General features: G+C 66.9%; 19 protein-coding genes. 5 read left to right on the top strand and 14 right to left on the bottom strand.

Features of this window, described 5'->3' with window-relative positions; all coding sequences use genetic code 11:
* Positions 1 to 20: 20 nt before the first annotated feature.
* The 4 genes from ACFW3F_RS15955 to ACFW3F_RS15940 form a co-directional block, all read right to left on the bottom strand.
* On the bottom strand, positions 21 to 1,544 hold the full coding sequence (locus ACFW3F_RS15955; RefSeq protein ID WP_388058972.1) for an acyl-CoA synthetase: 1,524 nt from the start codon (positions 1,542 to 1,544) through the stop codon (positions 21 to 23).
* A 49-nt stretch (positions 1,545 to 1,593) separates the two neighbouring features.
* On the bottom strand, positions 1,594 to 2,226 hold the full coding sequence (locus ACFW3F_RS15950; protein WP_388058971.1) for an LGFP repeat-containing protein: 633 nt from the start codon (positions 2,224 to 2,226) through the stop codon (positions 1,594 to 1,596).
* A gap of 63 nt (positions 2,227 to 2,289) precedes the next feature.
* Positions 2,290 to 4,071 (bottom strand): DUF6777 domain-containing protein, encoded by a 1,782-nt coding sequence (locus ACFW3F_RS15945; protein ID WP_388058969.1) that lies wholly within the window; start codon positions 4,069 to 4,071, stop codon positions 2,290 to 2,292.
* 246 nt (positions 4,072 to 4,317) lie between these two features.
* Positions 4,318 to 5,796, bottom strand: a complete 1,479-nt coding sequence (locus ACFW3F_RS15940; RefSeq protein ID WP_388058967.1) for a flavin-containing monooxygenase — start codon at positions 5,794 to 5,796, stop codon at positions 4,318 to 4,320.
* A gap of 132 nt (positions 5,797 to 5,928) precedes the next feature.
* On the opposite strand from ACFW3F_RS15940, the gene ACFW3F_RS15935 reads away from it, so the two are divergent.
* Positions 5,929 to 8,169: a molybdopterin-dependent oxidoreductase gene (locus ACFW3F_RS15935; protein WP_388058965.1), complete on the top strand. Its 2,241-nt coding sequence runs from the start codon at positions 5,929 to 5,931 to the stop codon at positions 8,167 to 8,169.
* Between the two features lie 99 nt (positions 8,170 to 8,268).
* On the opposite strand, the gene ACFW3F_RS15930 is transcribed toward ACFW3F_RS15935, so the two are convergent.
* From ACFW3F_RS15930 to ACFW3F_RS15915, 4 genes are all read right to left on the bottom strand, one after another.
* Positions 8,269 to 8,934, bottom strand: coding sequence for a fasciclin domain-containing protein (locus tag ACFW3F_RS15930; protein WP_388058963.1), 666 nt, complete (start codon positions 8,932 to 8,934; stop codon positions 8,269 to 8,271).
* A gap of 139 nt (positions 8,935 to 9,073) precedes the next feature.
* A complete protein-coding gene (locus tag ACFW3F_RS15925) occupies positions 9,074 to 9,655 on the bottom strand; it encodes a DinB family protein (protein WP_388058962.1) in 582 nt (193 codons plus the stop codon).
* Positions 9,656 to 10,255: 600 nt separating this feature from the next.
* Positions 10,256 to 10,918: a pyridoxamine 5'-phosphate oxidase family protein gene (locus ACFW3F_RS15920; protein WP_388058960.1), complete on the bottom strand. Its 663-nt coding sequence runs from the start codon at positions 10,916 to 10,918 to the stop codon at positions 10,256 to 10,258.
* A gap of 165 nt (positions 10,919 to 11,083) precedes the next feature.
* Complete coding sequence (locus ACFW3F_RS15915; RefSeq protein WP_388058958.1) at positions 11,084 to 12,676, bottom strand: AMP-binding protein; 1,593 nt, start codon at positions 12,674 to 12,676, stop codon at positions 11,084 to 11,086.
* A 95-nt stretch (positions 12,677 to 12,771) separates the two neighbouring features.
* On the opposite strand from ACFW3F_RS15915, the gene ACFW3F_RS15910 reads away from it, so the two are divergent.
* Positions 12,772 to 13,575 carry a LuxR C-terminal-related transcriptional regulator gene (locus ACFW3F_RS15910; RefSeq protein WP_388058957.1) on the top strand — a complete coding sequence of 268 codons (804 nt, stop codon included), beginning with the start codon at positions 12,772 to 12,774 and terminating at the stop codon, positions 13,573 to 13,575.
* A gap of 73 nt (positions 13,576 to 13,648) precedes the next feature.
* Here ACFW3F_RS15910 and ACFW3F_RS15905 read toward each other — a convergent pair whose 3' ends face one another.
* A complete protein-coding gene (locus ACFW3F_RS15905) occupies positions 13,649 to 13,924 on the bottom strand; it encodes a Rho termination factor N-terminal domain-containing protein (RefSeq protein WP_388058955.1) in 276 nt (91 codons plus the stop codon).
* 299 nt (positions 13,925 to 14,223) lie between these two features.
* Here ACFW3F_RS15905 and ACFW3F_RS15900 point away from each other — a divergent pair, with 299 nt between their 5' ends.
* Both ACFW3F_RS15900 and ACFW3F_RS15895 read left to right on the top strand, forming a co-directional pair.
* Complete coding sequence (locus tag ACFW3F_RS15900; RefSeq protein ID WP_388058953.1) at positions 14,224 to 15,312, top strand: S-(hydroxymethyl)mycothiol dehydrogenase; 1,089 nt, start codon at positions 14,224 to 14,226, stop codon at positions 15,310 to 15,312.
* Positions 15,312 to 15,941 (top strand): MBL fold metallo-hydrolase, encoded by a 630-nt coding sequence (locus ACFW3F_RS15895; protein WP_388058951.1) that lies wholly within the window; start codon positions 15,312 to 15,314, stop codon positions 15,939 to 15,941. The genes ACFW3F_RS15900 and ACFW3F_RS15895 overlap by 1 nt, the downstream gene beginning before the upstream one ends.
* A 493-nt stretch (positions 15,942 to 16,434) precedes the next feature.
* Here the strand turns inward: ACFW3F_RS15895 and ACFW3F_RS15890 are convergent, their stop codons facing one another.
* The 5 genes from ACFW3F_RS15890 to ACFW3F_RS15870 form a co-directional block, all read right to left on the bottom strand.
* The gene (locus ACFW3F_RS15890) at positions 16,435 to 17,052 is read right to left on the bottom strand and encodes a hypothetical protein (RefSeq protein WP_388058949.1); all 618 of its coding nucleotides are present in this window, start codon (positions 17,050 to 17,052) and stop codon (positions 16,435 to 16,437) included.
* A gap of 28 nt (positions 17,053 to 17,080) precedes the next feature.
* Complete coding sequence (locus ACFW3F_RS15885; RefSeq protein WP_388058947.1) at positions 17,081 to 18,712, bottom strand: hypothetical protein; 1,632 nt, start codon at positions 18,710 to 18,712, stop codon at positions 17,081 to 17,083.
* Positions 18,713 to 19,092: 380 nt separating this feature from the next.
* Positions 19,093 to 19,395: a hypothetical protein gene (locus ACFW3F_RS15880; protein WP_388058945.1), complete on the bottom strand. Its 303-nt coding sequence runs from the start codon at positions 19,393 to 19,395 to the stop codon at positions 19,093 to 19,095.
* Between the two features lie 70 nt (positions 19,396 to 19,465).
* Positions 19,466 to 19,885, bottom strand: coding sequence for a hypothetical protein (locus ACFW3F_RS15875; RefSeq protein ID WP_388058943.1), 420 nt, complete (start codon positions 19,883 to 19,885; stop codon positions 19,466 to 19,468).
* Between the two features lie 52 nt (positions 19,886 to 19,937).
* Complete coding sequence (locus ACFW3F_RS15870) at positions 19,938 to 20,603, bottom strand: MspA family porin (protein ID WP_388058941.1); 666 nt, start codon at positions 20,601 to 20,603, stop codon at positions 19,938 to 19,940.
* A gap of 179 nt (positions 20,604 to 20,782) precedes the next feature.
* On the opposite strand from ACFW3F_RS15870, the gene ACFW3F_RS15865 reads away from it, so the two are divergent.
* On the top strand, positions 20,783 to 22,150 hold the full coding sequence (locus ACFW3F_RS15865) for an MFS transporter (RefSeq protein WP_388058939.1): 1,368 nt from the start codon (positions 20,783 to 20,785) through the stop codon (positions 22,148 to 22,150).
* Positions 22,151 to 22,206 lie beyond the last annotated feature (56 nt).

Genomic DNA, 22,206 nt, shown 5'->3' with positions numbered 1-22,206 from the left:
GGCGGCTCGTCGCCAGGCCGTCACTGCGTGCGCAGCTCCCGCTTGAGCAATTTGCCGCTCTGATTGCGGGGGAGTTCGTCGACGAACCGCACCTTCTTCGGGACCTTGAACGGGGCGATCCGGGATCGGACGTGCTCGATCAATGCCTCCTCGGTCACCGACTGGCCGTCCCGCACCACGACGACCGCGGTGATGGCCTCGATCCACTTCTCGTCCGGCTCGCCGATGACGGCCACCTCCGACACCGCCTCGTGGGTGTAGATCGTGTCCTCGACCTCACGCGAGGCGACGAGGATTCCGCCGGTGTTGATCACGTCCTTGATGCGGTCGACCACCGTGATGTATCCCTCGGCATCGCGGGTGACCAGGTCGCCGGAGTGAAACCAGCCGTCGCGGAAGGCCTCGTCGGTGGCCTCGGGGTTCTCCCAGTATCCGCGGCAGAGTTGCGGGGAGCGGTAGAGGATCTCACCGGGAACCCCGGGCTCCACGTCGTTGCCGTCGGTGTCGACGACGCGGGTCTCGACGAAGAACACCGGGCGGCCGCACGACGACGGTCGGTCCTCGTGCTCTTCGGGGCGCAGAACCGTTGCGAGCGGTCCGATCTCGGACTGGCCGAAGCAGTTGTAGAACTGCATGCCGGGGAATCGGTCCCGGAGTCGGTTCAGCACGGTCACCGGCATGATCGACGCGCCGTACTGGGCTTTCCGCAGGGAGGAGAGGTCGCTGGTGTCGAGGTCCGGGTGATTGGCCAGGGGAACCCAGACGGTCGGTGCGAGGAACAGCGAACCGATGCGTTCGGACTCGACGCGACGCAGGATCTCCGGGATGTCCGGGGTCGCCATGAGTCGGACGGTCGCGCCCACCGAGAGGTACGGCAGCATGAAGACGTGCATGCCCGCCGAGTGGTAGAGCGGCATGGCGATCAGTGGATTGTCGTCGGCGGTGAAGTCCAGGGCGATCACCGACGACACGTACTCGCTGATCAGTGCCGAGTGGGTCATCATGGCGCCCTTGGGTTTCGACGTGGTCCCCGAGGTGTACAACAGCTGCGCCAGGTCGTCTCCGGCAGCTCGGGAATCGAACTCGACGGCCGGTTCGGACGCGGCTGACGCAAGCAGCGAATCGTCGGCGTCGCGGAGTGGCACCACCACCTCGACGTCGGCGAGATCGCCGTGGATCTCGTCGATCCGGTCGGACAGTGCCGGGTCGACCAGCACCGCGCGTGCACCCGACTGCACCACGAGATAGCGGAGCTCGTCACCTCGCAACGCGTAGTTGATCGGGACGTGGACGAGTCCGGCACGACAACACGCCAGGAAGCCGATGGCGTAGGCATCCGAGTTGGTGCCGTAGGCAGCGACGCGGTCCCCCTGCTCCAGACCGCGGGCCAACAGGCCGGCCGCGGCAGCGGTCACGGCGTCGTCGAGCTGGCGGTAGGTAAAGGTGCGGTCGTCGAAGATCAGCGCGGTGCGTTGGGGATGTCGCGCGGCGGACCTGCGGAGGATCCCGTCGATGCTGTTCGTGGAGGAAGGTCGCGGAGCCATACCGACGACGATACTTGGACGTCCTAGTGACGGGCGGTGGTTCCGGCCATCAGGGCCAGAAGATGGTGCCGTTCAGGAAGTCCTGGGCGAACCGGCCGCCGGTTCGGTACTCGCCGCCGAGCGGAACCCCGAAGTACCCGCCGGCGCCGCCGGTGTTCTCCCACTTCTGGCGGATCTGACCCCAGACGATCTGTGCGCCGCCGGTCTTGGACCACGTGACCACGCCGCCCTGGAAGTCGTTGCTCCGTCCGCTGCCCGACCGGTACTCGTTGGTGACCGGGTAACCCAGCGCGCCACGCTCACCCCCGGCCTTCTGCCAGCGACTCCGGATGGCGCCGCCGACCTGATGCGCAGTGCCGCCGTCGGCAGCGGGATGCCAGTAGAACGACGTGTCGCGGGAGAACGTCTGGAAACGACCTCGCTTGGCGGCCGCGCGCTCGGGACCGGTCGGGACACCCCACTTGAAAAAGCCGCCGGTCGAGGCGTAGGCCTGTTCGATCTTCCCGCCGACCAGATGCCCGTTGATGACACGGTCTGCCTGCGCGCTCGGTGCGAGCATCACCAGCGACACCATCGTCGCCACGACTGCGACGCTCGCCAGACGCCTGCGCACGCGCCGACGGACGGATTCTGGACGGAGGTCACGGGCGGGGCGTCGCGTCGACGTCGTCAGAGCAGACATGCGCGCGATGGTACGGACGTCCCACGGTGCCTGCTGTTGGACAGCTCACACCGGCGTCGGCGGCTAGGGCGTTCCCGCAGGTGTCTCCGGCGATGCGGGGGCTTCCGGCGGGGGTGGGTTCGTCGTGGTCGTCGTGGTCGTCTCGTCGGGGGCCTCCGCCGCGGGCGGCGCGGCGTGCGTGGACACCGCAGGCGGATCCGTCGCAGGTGGTCCAGGTGCGGGAGGATCGGACGCCGGGGCGGCAGGCGGAACGACGACCCAGTTCGCCGTGCGGACGGACACCGTCTTCGGGGCCCCGACCGCCGTCAGCGTCAGAGTCCACACACCCGTGCTGCTGGTGGAACCCGACACCGAGGTGCGTTGCAATTCCGAGGCGGCAACGGACCTGGTCACGCCGTCGGTGCACGAGAGCGCGACGGTGCCGAGGGTGGGAGTGCCGGGCGGCACCGTACAGCCCACCGACAACCCGGCGTCGTCGAAGCTGAAACCGCCGACGACCTCCCCTGAGCCACTGAACGATGTCGGAGTCGCCGGGGCTCCGCCCGGCGCGCCGGGTTCCGACGCCGGTCCGGGGACCTCCGAACCCGGCGCCTCGTAACCGGGCGCCTCCGGGGCGGGAGCGTCGGAAGGCGGTGCGGATGCATCCGGGGCCGGGGCGTCGGACTCCGGACCCGGGCTGTCCGGCCCGCCGGAGACCGGTGCCGAGGAGTCCGGTCCAGCGGAGTCCGGTCCAGGGGAGTCCGGTCCAGCGGGGTCCGGAGCCGGTGAGTCCGAGGGCGGGGCTCCTTCGGGCAGGCCGTCGTGCTCCTCGGCCCGCTTCTCGAGGGCCGGCTCGGCCGCGGGGTTCCCCGGTGCGATGAGGCCGTTGTGCTCGGCGTCTTCCTCGGTGTCGGCCACGAACGGGGTGTTCAACGCGGCCGGTGTGGGCAGGGGGCCGGACGGTGGGGGAAAGCCGCTCAGGTCGAGCAGTCCACCCGGTGGCTGCGAAAAGATCTGTCCGGTGAGAAAGTTCAGCAACTGGAGCACGTCGCCGGCGGGCGCGCCGGCGTCGGGGGCCGGCGGCGCGGGAACGATGGTCGTCGACTTGCCGACCGCGGTGACGTTCTGGTTGTTGTACGCGATCCGGGTGACCGATCGGGTCTTGTAACCCTCCCAGGTCTGTCCCTCGAGCCGATACCCACCGAGCGGGGCGGCGGCCGGCGGGGCGAGCGGATTGCCACACGAGCACATCGCACGCGGGACGCCGGCAGAGTCGACGTAGACCGCGGTCCCACGCTGTAGGACCGACTGAAACGGGACCGCCCGGCCGGAGGTGTACGAGTGGTTGGTGACCCAGGTGTCGGTGGTCAGCACCACCGGGGTGAGGGTGTTCAGGTAGTGCGGGATGTCGGCGGTGCCGATGCCGTAGACGCCGGCCCAGGCGCGGGCCGCCGGTGGATCGGCGAGCAGTCGGTTGCTCAGTGCGGCGGTGTCGCAGGCCGCGGCGTCGCCGGAGCCGTACAACCCGGCGTCGGTGCCGTTCACCGCACGCCCACCGAGATCGGCCGCGCCCGCGGTGCCCGTGAGAGCCACATTCTCCGGCAGGTCACCGGCACCGGCCACGAGCACGGGATCGGTGAACGGGTCGATCCCCGGGTCGTTGGCCGCGGTCAGAGTGAGGCCGGGGACGTAGATGTCCCCGTCACGAGCCTTGACCACGAAGACGATTCCCGCGGCGAGGATGAGGGCGAGCACGACGACGATCGCGCCGAGCACGAGGGTGAGCGCACGCCGGCTGTCGGGCCGCGGCGGAACCGCGCCGTATGGGGTCGACGGGTGAGTCGGGGGACCGGGCGGATAGGTCATCTCGCAGCTCCTACTGGTCCACTCCGGCTGGGTCACATGCCGTGGAGTGGCGCTCCGCGGAGGCGGGGCGGGTTCAGTGAGGCGGCTCGCTCACCGAGCTCAGTATCGGCGCGCCGAAGAGCTGGGAGCAAGGCCTGACCAGCATATTCACGGTGCTGAGGCGAAATCTCGACCGTTTGGACCACACCTACGTAACGCTGCGGGCCGGGCGGCCGACACCTACTTCGGCCCCTATGCGGAGCCGGGTCAGACCCGACCGAACACCATCGAGTCCTCGACCTTGTTGATCCGGTGGTCGATCGCGTCGCGGTAGTAGTTGTGCCGCACCTGCCAGTGACCGCGGGTGCCCGACTTCGGCAACGCCTCCGGGGACCTTTCGACGTACCCCGCCTTGAGGTCCCACAGCGGCCGCGAACCCATGACCTCCGAACCGAGGTGGGGATAGGCATGGGTGTAGCCGTTGGTGCGCATGTACCTCACCAGATCGGCGACTGCGCGCGCCGTCATGTCCGCGCGGAGGGTCCACGACGCATTCGTGTAGCCGACCGACCAGGCGAGGTTCGGGACGTCCTCGATGAGATAGCTCTTGAAGACGAAGCGATCGTGCGGTTTCACCTCTGCGCCGTCGACGCGCAGCCGAGTTCCGCCGAAGCCGAGCAGTTGCAGCCCGGTCGCGGTGACGATGATGTCGGCGTCGAGGTGGCGACCCGAGGTCAGGGTCACCCCCGACGCGTCGAACCGGTCGATGTGGTCGGTGACCATCTCGACGGTGCCCTCGGCGATGTCGGCGAACAGATCGGCGTCGGGGACCATGCACATGCGCTGATCCCACGGGTTGTAGGTGGGATTGAAGTGCAGATCGACCGGATAGTCCTCCGGCAGGTTCGCCACGACGTTGCTCCGGATCATCCGCCGTCCGAGCTTCGGGAAACGATGGGTGAGGTGCACGATGGCGGCGGTCTGCGCCGCATATCGGGTGCGGATGACCTTGTGCGCGGCCTGGGGCGGGAGCAGTTTCTGCACCAGCGGCGCGAGGTACTGCTTCTGCTTGGACGAGAAGATGTACGACGGCGAGCGCTGCAACATCGTGACGTGTTCGGCCTGCTCGGCGAGACTCGGGATGAGGCTGACGGCCGTCGCGCCGCTCCCGATCACCACGATTCGCTTGCCTCGGTAGTCGAGGTCGGCGGGCCAGTGCTGCGGATGCACGATCTGACCGGTGAAATCGTCGGCGCCGGTGAACCGCGGCGTGTACGGGTTGTCGTAGTCGTAGTAACCGGTCGCGAAGATGACGAACCTGGCGCGGTGGGTCTCGCGGCGCCGATCCTCGCCGACCTCGACCCCGAGGGTCCAGGTGTCGGTCGACGAATCCCAGTCGGCGGTCAGGACGTGCTGACCGAAGCGGATGTGTTCGGCGATGGCGAACTTGTGGGCGGTGTCCTCGATGTACTCCCGGATGTCGTCCCCGTGGGCCAGCGCGCGGGGCTTGCGCCACGGCTCGAACGGATAGCTCAACGAATAGATGTCGCTGTCGGAGCGCACGCCGGGATACCGGAACAGATCCCAGGTCCCGCCCATGCGTTCGCGGCGTTCGAGGATCACATAGTCGGCGTCGGGATTCTCCTCCTTCAGCCGGTAGGCACAGTCGATGCCGGACAGGCCGGCGCCGATGATGATCACGTCGCGCACGGGTGATTGCGTGCCGTCGGGGTCGCTGTCGGTCACATGGACCTCCTCGCTGGGGATGCCTCGGTTGCTGTCATCATGCAACACTTGTCCTCAGATGTGAACGGAATCACACCGAACCGCAGAACAGCCTTCTGCGGCCATCATCCGCGAGGGTCTAGGGGAAGCACTATGTCGATGGAGAAGCACACCTATTGCCGGATCTGCGAGCCGTTGTGCGGCATGATCGCCACCGTCGAGGACGATCGGCTGATATCGCTGCGGCCCGACAAGCAGCATCCGCTCTCCCGCGGCTTCGCGTGCCCCAAGGGGATCGCGTTCACCGAGATCGTCAACGATCCCGACCGCCTCCGGCACCCGCTCCGTCGACGCCCCGACGGTGAGTTCGAACAGATCTCGTGGGAGACCGCACTGGACGAGATCGGGCGCAGGCTCGTCGAGGTCCACCGAGCCTCCGGCAGCGATTCGATCGGCTGGTACTTCGGCAACCCGGCGACGTTCTCGACCGGGCACACGCTGTGGACCGCGATCTTCATGAACCTGCTCGGCACGCCGCACGTGTACTCGGCGGGTTCACAAGACGTGAACAATCGATTCGTCGCCAGCCACTTCCTCTACGGAAACCCGCTGACCGCCCCGATTCCCGACATCAACCGCGTCGACTACCTGGTGATCATCGGTGCGAACCCCGTCGTGTCCCACGGCAGTGTGATGAGCTCGCCGCGAATCCGCGAGGGCCTGAACGCCATCACCGCGCGTGGCGGGTCCGTCGTCGTGGTCGATCCCCGACACACCGAGACCGCCCGTGAATTCGACTGGCTACCGATCACACCCGACACCGATGCGTTGTTCCTGCTGTCACTGCTGCACGTTCTGTTCGATGAGAACCTCACCGACCGCGACCGGCTCCGGCGTCAGGCGCGGGGCGTCGAGGAACTCGAGACCCTCGTCGCGGCGTATGCGCCGGAGGCGACCGCGGACCGCACGGACATCGCTCCGGAACGGGTGCGCGAGGTCGCCCGTTCGCTCGCACGGACAGAGCGGGCCGCGGTGTACGGCCGGGTGGGAACCTCGCTGGGACGCACCGGCACGTTGACGACCGCGCTCCTGGACATGGTCAACCTCGTCGCCGGCAACCTGGACGTGCCGGGCGGATCGATGTTCGGCGATCTGGGCATTCCCGGTCAGCGTTTGGGTGTTGCTGCGCTGCAACGGGTGTCGAGCTTCCGATGGGCCGGTCGTCGAAGTCGCGTTGGCGATCTGCCGCAGGTCCTCGGTACGGCACCGGCGTCTTTGATGGCGAAGGAGATCACCACGCCCGGTCGCGGCCGACTCCGCGCCCTGTTCGTCAGTGCGGGCAATCCGGTGCTGTCGGTACCCAATGGTGACGAATTACGTTCGGCGTTGGACGAACTCGATCTCATGGTGTCTCTCGACATCTACCGCAACGAGACCAACGCCCGCGCCGACTACATCCTGCCGGCAACCACGATGTACGAGCGCGAGGACTTCCTCCTGCCGTTCCAGGCGCTGTTCACCACGCCGTTCAAACAGGCCACGGAAGCGGTCATCCCACCGCAGGGCGAAGCCCGGGAGGAGTGGACGGTGATCAACGAACTCGTCGGCTTCCTGGCGTCGGAGAGTCTGCTCATCCGTTCCATGCACGCCGGCAACCGCCTGGCACGACGCGTCGGGCGACCGATCACGCCGCGTCGAGTCTCTGACCTGGTCATCCGAATGGGATTGGGCGGAGACCGATTCGGACTTCGTCGCGGCGGGCTGACCTACCGCAGGCTCGTCGAAGACCACCCGCACGGGGTCGTGGTCGCCGACGATCTCGCACCCGGGCAGCTGACGAAGAACGTCACGTTCGTCGACGGCCGAATCCGTCTGGCCGTACCGGAACTGATGTCCGAGATCGAGCGATTGACCGTCGACCACGACGCGGGATATCCGTTGCGTCTCATCGGGATGCGTGAGATCCGGTCGGAGAACAGCTGGCAACACAACGCACCGATGTTGTTGCGTGGGGGACGGTCCCACGCCGCGAGGATGCACCCCGACGATGCGACGGCGCGCGGGCTCGCCGAAGGCGACCTCGCGACGGTGGCGTCCCGGCACGGGTGGATCTCGTTGCCCGTCACCATCACCGAGGACATCAAGCCCGGGGTCGTCGCGATTCCGCACGGCTGGGGTCACAACGGTTCGGGTGGCTGGACTCAGGCGAATGCGGCGGCCGAGAACGATCTGGGCGCGGGCGGTGTGAACGTCAACGCGCTCATCTCGTCCGATCCGGCCGACCTCGAGCGACTGGCCGGGATGGCCAACATGACCGGGGTTCCGATCCAGGTGTCGGCGTTGTCCGACAGTCGGGTGCGTTCCGATGAGGCAGTGGAGACTGCGCGAACCTGACGGCACGACGCGCCCTACCCCCGCACAGCACGATTCTCACCGACGGGTTGCGTCGGTGAGAATCGTGAGAAGCGGTGTCACACAGTTGTTATCGGGTGATCACTCGCCGGCCGGGGGCATCAGCACCGTGTCGATCAGGTACACCTGAGCGTTCGACGTGGTGACGCCGCCGCAGACGACGCCGGACTCGTTGACCTTCAGGTTGTCGCCCGATCCGGTCACGGTGACCTGCTGGCCCTCGAGAGTGGTGTGCTCGCCGACGATCTGGTCAGGGGTGGCCTGGCCCTCGACGACGTGGTAGGTCAGGATCTTGTTCAGGAGATCAGCATCGGTCTTGAGGGTCTCGACGGTCTCCGGGGGCAGCTTCGCGAAGGCGTCGTCGGTCGGCGCGAACACGGTGAACTCACCCTCGTTCAGCGTCTTCACGAGGTTGACCTCGGGATTCAGCTGTCCCGAGAGTGCCTGGGTCAGCGTCGTGAGCTCGGGGTTGGTGGCAGCCGCGGTGGCGACCGGCACGCTGGACATCCCGTTGACCGAGGCCGGTCCCGAGGGGTTGGCCTCGGCGTATGCGGCGCAACCGGGGCCGACGAGGTTGGCGGCCGGGTCGGCCATGGCGCTCTCGCTCATCATGGCGCTGGATTCGGTTGCGGCACCGGTGGTCTCGCTCGAGGTGTCAGAGTCGTCGCTGGAACAGCCGGCCATCACGCCGACGGCGAGGACCAGTCCGGTCAACGCTCCTGCTACACGGGGAACTCGCTTGATCATCGTTGATCCAATCTGTTTACGGTGTGGACTGCGCCTCACCGGCAGTCTCACAACGTCTTCGGTGCCGGGGTGTCCGCGGATTGGTCAAGGACGAGACTGATCGAAGAGTGCCAGTTGTCAGGTCACCCCGCCGCAGGTGTCACTGTGCCCATTCGGAGTCGGCCCAGCCCTCGGCCCAGTCCTGTCCTTCCGAGATGGCGCCCATGGTGGACTGGCCGTCGAACGCCTCACGGATGATGTCGGCGTGGCCGCAGTGGTGCGCGGTTTCCCGGATGAGATGCATGACCATGACCCGGATCGACAGCCATTCGCGTTCGGGCTGCCACGGCGCCGTGGGCTGGGGGATCAGCTCGTCGAGGCTCTCGGCGTCGGCGATCACGCGATCGAACTCCGCAGCCGCGCGGTCGTATTCGGCAAGCCAGCCGGCTATGGTCTCGTCGTCGGTCATCACGTACTCGGTCATGGCCCGGCTCATGTCGAACTCGGCGTTCTCGTCCCGCTCGGTGATGACGCGCGCGGCCCCCTCTTCGCCGTGGGCGAGATGCTTGATCAGGGCGCCGATCGTGAGGGTGCTGACCGTCGTCTGCTTCCGGGCGTCGGCGTCGGAGAGCCCGCGCGCGGTGATCTTGAGCATGTTGCGCTGATCCTGCAGCAGGGTGAGCAGATCGTGCTTCTCGCCGGTGACCTCGACGCTCAGTTCTGCCGGAGTGTAGGTGCCCATGATGTCTGTCCTCTCGATTGGTGTGAGGACCACGCTATGAGCCATAGAGGACAGATACGGTCCTCGTTCTCGATATTCCCAGAGGAGCGAGCTTGCGAGCGTCCCCTCAGTTTCTGCGGCCTGGCGGCCGTCGTGGACCACGAGAGACCCCCTCTGCTCCCTGAGGTGCGAGCGAAGCGAGCCACGAAGGGTCTCGCAACGTGTCTCACCAGGCCCTTCGAGGCTCGTCGACCTCGACGCGCTCCTTCGTCGCTTGCTCGGCCCGGCGGCTTGCGCTCCTCGCACCTCAGGGACCAGGGGTTATGCGGTTCTTTCGGATTAGGGAGCAGGGGTTATGCGGTTCTATCGGATCAGGGAGCAGAGCAGGGATCGGGGACCAGAGACTGGTAGCTGGTTTTCAGGAGGGGCGGGTACGTGCGTAACGGCACGACCGTGCGCGAGCGATGAACCGACTGCGCGACCCACTGAGATCGGCCGCGCGAAGACCGACCGCACCGGGCGGGCCACGACGACCTCGTCTGGCACTCGACGCGGTCACCGGACGCGCAACCAGCGGATCACACCCCTATCCGCTGGTTGCGCATCTCCGGCGTGATCAGTTCAATCTCTTCCGTCGGTCGTCTGTGACGGGTCCACGAGGGCCTGGACGGACGCAGGCGGCGTCTCGCCGCTGTAGGTGACGGGCGCGTCGTACACCGTCCGGACGGGGACCACGCCGGTCCAGTCCGCCGAGTCCCCACCCGGGCCGCCGGTCCGCGCCTTGGCGATCCACTGCCCATCGACGATCGGGAGTCGCAAGACGACGGTCGCCGCGAGTTCCTTGCGTGTCGTCGACCGGACCTCGGCCACGCGTCCGGGAATGAGCTTGTCCGACAGCACTTCCAAAGCATCCTGGGCGTCGTCCGACGGCTCGAGCACGCCTCGGATGACCGCCGAACGGTAGTTCGCCGAGTGGTCGAAGAGGGTGTCGGCGACGACCAGACCGTCCAAGGTGAACACGGTGAACGTCACCGGCGCTCCGGCCGCCACGTGCCGCAGCGCGCCCGCCCCGGTCGACCCGTGCAACAGGATCGAGTCCCTGTGCCGCGCGAACAGCATCGGCACCGACCACGGCAGACCGTCGACGACGGTCCCGAGGGTCCCGACCTTCGCCTCGTCGAGCAGCGCGTCGAGCATCGCGCGATCGGCTGCTCGCTCGGGTTTGCGCGTCAGGGACGCGAGCGGCGAAGTCGCGTCCACCGGGGGACCTTCGTCTGAAGTCATGCGGTCATGGTCGCCCGCCGCGGCTCTCGGCTCAACAGATTTGCTCTGACCAAACCCCGGGTGAAAACCACCCACCGGAGCGGACCGGACGACATATCGTCGCCGACCCTCTCCGGTGGGGTGGTTTTCAGCTGAGCCGGCCGGACAACCGATCGCGTACGCGACTCACCTCTGGCGCAGCAGGAACCGTTGGATCTTGCCGCTGGGAGTCTTGGGTAGGGCGTCGACGAAGTGGACGGTGCGCGGGTAGGCGTGCGCGGCGAACTGCGTCTTGACCAGCTGCTGCAGCTCGGCCTCGAGAGCGTCCGAGCCCTCGACCCCGTCGGCAGTGACGACGAACGCCTCGAGGACCTCCCCGCGGAGCTCGTCCGGGCGACCCACGACGGCAACGTCGACGACCGACGGGTGCGTGATGAGGACACTCTCGACGTCGAACGGGCCGATCCGGTATCCGGCCATGATGATCACGTCGTCGTCGCGTGCGGTGAAGAAGTAGCGACCCTCGTCGTCCATGCGGCCGGTGTCGCCCGTCAGGTACCACCGCCCGTCCGACGAGAAGCGCTGGGCGGTCTTCTCCGGGGCGTCGAGGTAGCCGTCGAACCACATCAGCGGGCTGGCCGGGACGTCGATGGCGATCTGACCGTCGACGACCCCGGCGGCGAAGCCGGGCATCGGCTGCCCCATCGAACCCGGCACGAGGGTCTCGTGCACGGACGCGTGCCAGTGGTTGTTGATGAACATCCCGTGTTCGGTCTGGCCGTAGTGGTCGCGGACCTCGGTGCCGATGGCGCGTAATGCCCAGTCGATCACGTCGGGGGTCAGTGGTTCACCTGCCGACGACGCCCGGCGCAGCGAGAATCCGGAGATGCGCGAGTCCTTGCTGAGTGCGCGGTACACGGTCGGTGCGGCCGCGAAGTTGGTGACACCGAGGTCGCCGAGGATCTGCGCGGTGAGTTCGGGGGTGAATCCGGCGTGCAGCAACAGGTTGCGCCGGCCGGCGGCCAGCGGACCGAGCACACCGTAGTAGAGGCCGTAGGCCCACCCGGGGTCGGCAGCGTTCCAGAACACGTCGTCGGCTTGCACGTCGAGACCGAAATGCATGTAGGCGACGAACGACGCCAGGGCCTTGACGGGAACCGGGACGCCCTTCGGTGCGCCCGTGGTACCGCTGGTGAAGAGCAGGATCAAGGTGCCGTCGCCTCCGACGGCGACCGACTCGGTGAGTGGCTCGTGCGAGTCGATGAGTTCCTCGAACTGCTCACCGGCGATCAGCGTGGTGATCCCGTCGATCCTCGAGAGCTTGTCGGCCTGACTCGGCTCGGTGATCACGACCTTCGCCTCGCCGGCCTCCAGGCGCATCGCGATCGCAGGTGCCGCGAATGCGGTGAACAGCGGGATGTAGATCGCGCCGAGGCGGGCGATCGCGAGAAGGGAGACGACGAGCTCCTCGCGCTTGCCCATGAGGACGCCGACCGTGTCGCCGCGTCCGACACCCATCTCCGCGAGGGCCGCGGCGAGTCTCTTGGACCGCTGCGACAGCTCGCCGTAGGTGATGTCGGTGGTGACCGGACGCCCCGAGCCGGACTGCTGACCGTCGCCCTGTTCGACCTCGATGACGGTGAACGCGATCGCGTCGGGATCGTGACCGTCGACGAGGAGTGCCGCGGCGTCGGCGTCGGGCGCCCCGTAGATTGCCAACCAGCGTTCGACCATGTCGGTGGGGGTGGTGTTGGTGGTGGTCTGGGTGGCCTGTGTCATCGTGAACCTCGCTCCGTACTGAGTAAGCTGTGTCACAGTGTCCTCCCCGGACGGACCATGGAACACCCCCTGAAGAGGGGGAGAAGCGAGGTGAGATGCCCGAGCCGTTGAGCGGGATCGTCACCGAGGCGCTGCGCCGCGTCCGCAAGTCGAGCGGGGTGCCGCTCGCTTTCGCGGGTGTCCTGAACGGACCGTCGAATCTGCGGCTCCAGCACTTCGCCGGTACGACGGTCGGTGCGTTGAACGGGGTGTCGGTCGACGTCGGGCACGGGCTGGGCGGCAAGGTCGTCTCGCTGAACCGGCCGATGGTCGTCGACGACTACCTGCGCACACCGCGCATCACCCACCGCTACAACACGATCATCGAGCGAGAAGGGCTGCGCGCCATGATGGCTGCGCCGGTGATCGTCGACCGCACGCCGGTGGCGGTGCTCTACGGAGCGCTGCACACCCCCGACCCCATCGGTGGGCGGATGCTCGACGTCTTGGCGATGGAGGCACGGACGGTCGAGCACGAGATCGTGGCGTCCCGCGCGCGGCTCGAGCACGCGGCGCAGGACGAGGCGGAGATGCGTGATCGGATGACCGCGGCCTACACGCGTCTCCGGTCGCTCGCCGACACGGTCGACGACGCCCGCCTGGCGGACGAGATCGCCGCGATCACCGAGGTCCTGGTCGCCGCGAACCCGGCGTCGAAGGCGCTGGTAGAACTCACCGGGCGGGAGCAGGACGTCATCTCTCTCGCCGCCCTCGGCTACTCGAACGCGCGGATCGCCGAGACGCTCGGCGTCACCGTGTACACAGTCAAGGGCTACATGAAGGATGCGATGCGCAAGCTGGGCGCGTCGTCGCGGCTGGAGGCCGTGGTGACCGCCCGCAGCGCCGGACTGCTGCCCTGACCTCGGCGTTTTCCAGCAATGGTGCGCGCCATGTGCGTTGCTGCTAGGAAAGCGCGAAGCGAGCGCGCTCGATTCAGTGATCGCGGAGTTTCGCGATGAGCTCGTCTTTCTTGAGATCCGAGTACCCGGACAGGTCGAGTTCCTTGGCGCGCTTCTTGAGCTCGTCGACGGTCCAGTCCTCGTACGAGCCGGACTCGCCGCCGCTCTTGCCGACGTCGGAACGCGAGCTGTTGGCCGCCGCGTTGGCGATCCGGGCGGACTTCTCTTTGGAGTTGCCCTCGTCGCGCAGCTTCTCGTAGAGCTCGTCGTCCTTCACCGAAGGTCCTGGGTCCTTCTTGTTCTCTGCCATGGTCCTGTCCTCGTCACTCGACAAAACGTCCCGTCAGGTGTGCCCGATGTCGGGTACGGTCAAACTCGTGGCGGACAACTGGACACCTGTCTAGTCTGAGCACCGGGTGTGCTTCACAGGTTGCACGATGTCGGCATCTCGACCACCCGAAGTAGACTACGTCTACTCCGAGTGGACCCCTCTGGGGTGGACCGATAAGGTTGTGACGATGTGTTCCGGCGCCGCGACGGTTGCGCGCCGAACTCGAGGACACACGTCGCACTCGTACCCCGAACAACGCAGTTGCGGAAGGAAAAGGCATGTCGCAGACAGTCAAGGGAGTCATCTCGCGCAGCAAGAAGGCGCCGACAGAGGTCGTGGACGTGGTGATCCCGGACCCGGGTGCGCGTGATGTGGTGGTGGCGATCAAGGCATGCGGTGTGTGCCACACCGACCTTGCCTACCGCGAGGGCGGCATCAACGACGAGTACCCGTTCCTGCTCGGTCACGAGGCCGCGGGTGTGGTCGAGTCGGTGGGGTCCGATGTCACCCATGTCGAGGTCGGCGACTTCGTCGTCCTGAACTGGCGGGCGGTGTGCGGGCAGTGTCGCGCCTGTAAGCGCGGTCGCCCGTGGTACTGCTTCGACACCTTCAACGCCAGTGTCCCGATGACGCTGACCGACGGCACCGAACTGACCCCGGCGCTGGGGATCGGCGCGTTCGCCGAGAAGACCCTCATCCATGAACTGCAGTGCACGAAGGTCAATCCCGACACCGACCCCGCCGTGGCCGGGCTGCTCGGCTGCGGTGTCATGGCCGGGATCGGCGCGGCGATGAACACCGGCAACGTCGGTCGTGGCGACTCGGTTGCGGTCATCGGCTGCGGCGGTGTCGGTGACGCCGCGATCGCCGGTGCCCGCCTGGCCGGTGCGACGACGATCATCGCGATCGACCGCGACGCGTCAAAACTGGAGTGGGCGAAAGACCTCGGTGCCACCCACACCATCGACGGCTCGAAGGTCGACGACGTGATCGCGGCGGTGCAGGAACTGACCGACGGCAACGGCGCCGACGTCATCATCGACGCGGTCGGCCGCCCGGAAACCTACAAGCAGGCCTTCTACGCCCGCGACCTCGCCGGGGTCGTCGTGCTGGTCGGTGTCCCGACTCCGGAGATGACCCTGGAGATGCCGCTGGTCGACTTCTTCTCCCGCGGCGGTGCGCTCAAGTCGTCGTGGTACGGCGACTGCCTGCCCGAACGTGACTTCCCGATGCTCATCGACCTCTACGAGCAGGGCCGCCTGCCGCTGGAGAAGTTCGTCACCGAACGCATCGGCATCAACGACGTCGAAGCCGCATTCTCGGCGATGGAAGCCGGCAAGGTGCTGCGATCGGTGGTGGAACTCTGATGTCGGATCTGCGCATCGACAACGTCGTCACCTCGGGCACGTTCAGCCTCGACGGCGGTACCTGGGACGTCGACAACAACGTATGGCTCGTCGGGAACGACGACGAGGTCATCATCATCGACGCCGCGCATTCGGCCAAGCCGATCCTCGACGGCGTCGGCGACCGCACGGTGAAGGCGATCGTGCTAACCCACGGTCACAACGATCACGTCACCGTCGCACCGGAACTGTCGCAGGCCACCGGCGCGCCGATCCTGTTGCACCCCGGCGACGACATGCTCTGGAACGACACCCATCCCGATGTCACGCATCAAGACCTCGAGGACGGGCAGAAGATCGGGGTCGCGGGTACGGAACTGACGATCATCAACACCCCCGGCCACTCACCGGGCTCGTCGGTGATCCATCTGCCCGAGGCCAAGGTTCTGTTCTCCGGCGACACCCTGTTCCAGGGCGGGCCCGGCGCGACCGGCCGCTCGTACTCCAGTTTCCCGACGATCATCGCCTCGATCACCGAGAAGATCTTCACCCTCGACCCCGAGACCAAGGTCTACACCGGCCACGGCGACGGCACCACCGTCGGCGACGAAGCACCTCACCTCGAGGAGTGGATCAAGCGGGGTAGCTGAGGGGCCGAATGCGGCATCCGCTCGGCTGACTGCCGGCGGGTTGGCGACCCAGACGTCGATACGGGATCCGACGATCGCCGCGCCCTGTGGCGGCGAGCTGGAACCAAGCGCGGCGACGTAGTGGTGCAGGTGCGCGATCCTGGTCTCGAATCGCCGATCGCGAGCACTGCCACGACTGGTGGAAGTCTCATGCTCGACAGGCAACCCCCCTACCGCAGCCCGCGTCGCTCCCGCACAATCACCTTTACGTCGGAGGGGCCTGAGGTATTCGCTTCAGGAGCTCGTCGGCGGTTCGGGGCGTGGCTCGACAATCATCTGTTGCCCTTGGTGGCTTGGCGTGCGAAGGCCACGGACCGTGACGGGTCGTTTCGGCCGCTGATTGAGATGTGTTCGCGAGCTTGTCGCAGTAACCGTAGGCACCGCCGCCGCTCCCGACTGCTTCGGGGATGTCTCGTCCGGGTGGTGATGGACAGGTCTGCGGTCTCCGCTGGGTTCAGAAGGGCGCAGAGTCTGTTTGTGTGCGGGTGTTGGGTTGCCACCGGGCTCTGAGAATTTTCTCGAGTTCTTCAGGGGCGAGTCCGGTGACCATTTTGGACAGGTGTAGTTCGGAGAGGCTGCGGCTGCGTCCCGTTTGGTAGTAGACGGTCAGCTCAGCGCTGAGTTCGGAGCGTTGTGGGCCGCTGATTTCCAGGTCAACGACATCGTCCCATCCGACGGTTATTGGTCTACGCAAGCCGTACTGCACTGTCAGGTAGTCGTCGTCAATCGACAGGGCCATCAGCGCATGGCTTGGGTTGAACAGCATTACTGCGATACCGGCGATTGCCGTCGCAGCAAAGAAGATCACACCCAGGGTGCCGACGATAATCCACGGGGCTGATGGCCATCGGGACAGTGGCACGTCGCCGACGACAGCGGCTTTGTCGCCGAACGCCAGCCATGCCGATGCCAGCGTCATTCCCGTGCCGCAGGCGGATAGAGACCAGGTGAGCGTTCTCGGCGTCTTCAGCGTCCAGGATTCGTTGAAAGCTCCCGAGGTGTCGATTGTGGGGCGATAGGCGAGGAGCGCGAACCCCAGGCCAGTGAGGAGAGCCCCGATCAGCAGCAGCATCTGCCCGCTCCTGTCTATTGAGTCGGAGTCATTCGAATAGCTTGATCCAAGCGCTCCGCGCGCCTTCGCCGATGTTGCGCCCGTAGCTACTTCCTACCCACGCCCCGATCCCAGCGCCGACGGCAGCGCCGATAGCGGTCCCGACGACAGGCACTACGGACCCAGCGCCAGCTCCGATGGCTGCCGCGGTCGCCACTCCTGCGAACGTTCCTACGCCGGCACCGGCGGCGGCCCCGAGCGTGGCGCCGGCGAGGCCGCCCGCGGTGGAGCCGACGGTTTCGGGGACGGGGGCACCGTTGGCGAGGTCGATTCCGCCGGCGCCGACAGAAGCTATGGTGCCGGCCGGGCCGGCACCTTTGCCGAGTATCCGAAGCCAACGAGCCGCTGCGGCGGCCTCGCCCGGGTTGAGTGCGTGACGTCCTGGTTGGGCAGTCAGTCCGCCGGCTTCGAGGAGTCCGCGCGCGCCCTCCATAGCCGCCGAGAACAGCGCGCCCCTAGTGTCAGAGTTGTTGGGAATCCGAACAAGCGACACGTTGCCGTCGGGTTTGATGTCGTAGGACAACCCGTCGGCTTGCTTGACGCGGATAGTCTCGTCGGGGTGCACCTCGACGAGTGCGGATACTCCGTCGCCGATGTCGGTCGCTATGACGGTGCCGTCTTCGAATCCGTAGATCACACCGCCGTTGGGTGCGGTGTGTGCGGTGGTCGCGATGATTTCGTTGCCGTCGGGGTTGCTGCGGTAGTACTCGGGTTGCCCGTCGGTTCCGTTGCGTACGTTGACGACGCCGACGTCTTGGCCGAGGTAGTTGTTGGCGACCCAGTCGTCGTAGCCCAGTTGTTGACCGGGGGCTGGTTCGGCGCCTTGTGTGGGGCTGGTTTCGGGTTCGGTTGCCGGTGTCTGGTCGGTGATGCCGGCGGTGAGCAGATCGGATAGACCGTCGTTGGCCGGTGGTGTCTCTTTCGCTTGTTCTGCGCGGGCTTGTTGTTGTTGCTCGGGGGTGACCGGCCCGATGAATCCAGGGTCACCGGGTTGGGGTTTGAGGTGGACGGGGTTGCTGGGAGGGGCTCCGTCGCCGGGTGGGTCGGCGAGGATGGGGTAGCGGGCGTCGGCGGCGGGTTCAACATGTTGAACGAGGTCGCCGTTGTCATCGACGGTGTACCAGGTCTCCTGAGCTTGCCCGGTGGCGTCGAAGGCCCAGGGGCGGGCGACCTGCTGGACCGCGTTGCCGTCGCGGTCGTAGACGGTTGCTGTGCCGTCGGGGTTGATTTCGGTGTGTCCGCCGTGGGGCACAGTCATGGCGAACCGGTAGCTGGTGGGGCTGGTCTCGTCGTGGATCAGCACCAGTCGTGAGGAGCCCAGTGTGGCGCGGGTTGATCCTCCGCGCGAGAGCAGTGCGCGTGTTCGCGGATTGGATGCGGCTAGGGCGGCGGCGCCGGCGAGGAACCAGATCGGCAGCGGGATCGATGCTTCGCTGTCGTTCGCGGTGTCAAACCCGGTAGCGCTGTCGAGGCCGGCGACGGTGTCGGCGGGCGGGGGATCGATGGTCGCGGTGTTTTGTCCGCTGTCGGTGGGTGCAGTGCTGCCAGTCGCCGGCGGTCCGGTTGGTGGTACCGGCGGCACAGGTCGGCCGGTGGGGGCGCCTTGTTCGGGCGAGGGCACCGGTGTCGCGCTGTTTGCGGGCGGGGTTTGTGGTTCGGGGGGTGCTTGGGCCGAGGGTTGTCCGGGGACGGGGGCGATGGGTGTGCCGTTGCCTTCGCCGGGCCCTGGTCCGGGGTTGCCCGCGATGCCGGGGCCGCCGGTGGAGCCTGGGCTGTTGCCGCCTGTGGTGGGTGGCGGTGTGTTCTGTGCCGGTGGTGGGGTGTAGGTGGGGACGCTGATGCAGGGCCAGCCTGGCCCGTATCGGGCGCGCATCTGGTCGCAGAGTGGGTCGGCGTGCGCGGGCGAGGAGAGTCCGGTGAGGACGCCGCAGGTGATTGCCGCGGTCCCCGCGAGTGTAAGAAGTGTTGTGGCGGTGCGGGTATGGCGTGTGAATCGGTGGGTCATTGGTTGCCGATGACTTTGGCCAGGATGGCGTCGGTGCCGGTCCAGAACCAGCGTCCGGCGATGGACATGAGGAGGAAGAAGCCGAGGAACACCGGGATCTGTCCCCACCGGTCGGCCCATTCGGTGAGGTGGGTGAGGTTGGCTGCGGCGAGGACCAGCAGGGCGCACCCGACGACGAACAATGCCGCCTGGAGCACGGGGAAGCCGCCTCGGCCGTCGTTGTCGGCGTCGGGGGCCTGGCTGTCGGCGGAATGGCGTGACGGTGTGCGCGATTCGGCCCCGGTGGTGGGTGTGGTCATGGCGGTGGGTCTCCTGGACTACCGGGGTTCACGCTGGCTGGCTGGCTGGCTGGGTGTGGGGTGGCCGGGGTTAGCGGGTGGGCCAGTACTGGGTGATGCCGAGGGGACGGTTGGGCTGGGTGCGGTTGAGGTAGATCCCGATGCGTCCGCCGGGGCGGGCGGCGGCTTCGGCGACGAGTTGTTGTTTGCTGCCGTGGAAGATGTGGCGGCCGCCCTCGGTGGTGCGTAGGTACTGGAACTGTGAGTCCGCTCGCACGATGACCGAGGTGTGCTCGATGATTCCGGGTTGGTCGAGGAACCGCACCAGTCCCATGTCGGCGGCTTGACGGGTTTCGGCGTGGGTCAGCCACAGCACCGTGTACCGGCTGTCCTGGGCGACATCGACGGCGTGTGCGGAGCCCGCACCGCCGGCGGCACCGGCGCTGGCGGCGGTGATTGCTGCTGCGGCGCATATGCCGGCAGCGATTCGCTTGATGTTGGCACTGTTCATGAGGGGCTCCTTGCGATGGTGTGTGCTTCGGTTGTGGGTGGGGCGCGGGGGTTTAGAGGTAGTGGGGTTGGCCGTAGACGTTGATGGTGTTGTCGTTGGTGGGGGTGGAGATGGCGACGGTGACGTAGGAGCGCACGACGACGGGGCCGAGGCAGCCGTCGACTTTGACGTGGACGCCGTCGACGGTTAGTCCGGCGGTGGGGCCGGCGAGTCTTTTGGTGCCGAACGGAATGTCGGCGATGGTGCCGGGCTTCAATGTGGTGGAGATGTTGCCGTTGGTTTGGGCGCCGACGATCAGTGCTGGTGGCCAGGAGATCGACATCTGGGCGGTGGGGCCGGCGGTGACGCCGAGGGTTATCCCGGAGGTGACGTCGGTGTTGCAGCCGATCTGGAAACCAGAGCTGACGGTGCCGGCCGAGACCGCGGTGCGGCCGTTGCCGGTGATGCGTCCTTCGCCGCGTAGTGACAGGAATCCTTCACGGGTCCAGGGTGATTGGTTGAGAGGTGCGACGCTGCGGACTTTCTCGTCGGCTTTGATGGCGGTGACTCTCCACCCGTCGGCGGTGGTCTTCGACACCTGTCGATCAGCAAAGGCGGCCGGCGCCGCAACCCCGGCCCCGGCACCAGCGGCCAAACCCGCCGCCACCGCAGCCGCGACCACTCCCGTGGCCGCGCGTCGACGCGCGCTCGTCCGCAGACCATCCTCCTCCATCAACATTGCCGTATCCAATCTTCGCTATCGTGAATACGAAGAGTGGACCACGCGGGTCCGAAATTCACTATCCGAAACCGCCGGTTGTGATCGAAGCAACATCGCGGTCCGATCGTTTGTGGTGCAGCGTTGCGCTGGCAGGGGTCGAAACGTGGGTACGGCCGCGCAGGCGTAACGTCGCGCGGATGAGCGATTCCGCGGTCCGCAACGTCGACCATCCCGACCAGGCGCCGGTGCCCCGTAGCCGCATCGTGATCGCGTCGATGGTCGGGACGAGCATCGAGTTCTTCGACTTCTACATCTATGCGACGGCCGCGGTGCTGGTCTTCCCGGTGCTGTTCTTTCCCAAGGGTGACGACACGGCGGCCCTGCTGTCGTCGTTCGCGACCTTCGGTCTCGCGTTCGTGGCGCGGCCGATCGGCTCGATCGTGTTCGGCCACTTCGGCGATCGCATCGGGCGCAAGGCGACGCTGGTCGGGTCGTTGCTCACCATGGGCATCGCGACGTTCGTGATCGGGCTGTTGCCCACCTACGACTCGGTCGGCTACCTCGCTCCCGCGCTGCTGGCGCTGATGCGCTTCTGCCAGGGCCTCGGGCTGGGTGGAGAGTGGTCGGGCGCAGCGCTTCTCGCGACGGAGACCGCCGAGAAGGGCAAACGGGCGTGGGCGGCCATGTGGCCGCAGCTCGGCGCACCGATCGGCTTCTTCTTCGCCAACGGCACCTTCTTGCTGCTGATGCTCGCCCTGGACTTCGACGCCGCGGCCGCCGACCCCGACCACCCCTTCATGACCTGGGGCTGGCGCATCCCATTCCTGGCCAGCGCCATCATGGTGGCCGTCGGGCTGTACGTCCGGCTGAAGCTCACCGAGACACCGGTCTTCGCGAAGGCCGTCGCCGACGGCAAGAAAGTGAAGGCGCCGCTGGCCGAGGTCGTGAAGACCAGCTGGCGTCCGCTCATCGCGGGCACGTTCATCATGGTCGCCACCTACACGCTGTTCTACATCGTCACCACCTGGGTGATCTCCTACGGCACCGGCAAGGTCACCGATGAGTCGGGCGTGAAGCTGTCGATCAGTTACATCGATTTCCTGCAGCTGCAGCTCGTCGCGGTCCTCTTCTTCGCCGCGTGCGTGCCGATCTCGGGACGTCTGGCCGACCGGTACGGCCGCCGCGCCTTCCTCATCATCATCACTGCGGCGATCATCGTGTTCGGTCTGTGCTTCCAGTGGTTGCTCGATCCGGCCTCGATGACCGACGGCATGATGCTGTTCTTCCTGATCCTAGGAATGACGTTGATGGGACTCACCTTCGGGCCGATGAGCGCCATCCTGCCGGAGCTGTTCCCCACCAACGTGCGGTATACGGGTTCGGGCGTGGCCTACAACGTGGCGTCGATCCTCGGCGCCGCCGTGGCACCGTTCATCGCGACGTGGATCGTCGCCGACTTCGGCGTCGGCTGGGTGGGTGTGTACCTCGCCATCGCTGCGTGCGCCACCATGATCGCCCTGCTCAGCGTCAAGGAGACCAAGACCGTCGACCTCACCGAGGTCTGAGTCGGTCTGGACTGTCGGGGGCTCGGCGTACCGTCGGACGGGTGAATGCTCGTCCG

This window comes from Gordonia sp. NPDC058843, assembly GCF_042743165.1.
Taxonomy (GTDB): Bacteria; Actinomycetota; Actinomycetes; order Mycobacteriales; family Mycobacteriaceae; genus Gordonia.
The sequence above is the reverse complement of the archived record's forward strand: the minus strand, read 5'-3'. Positions and strand labels throughout refer to the sequence as shown.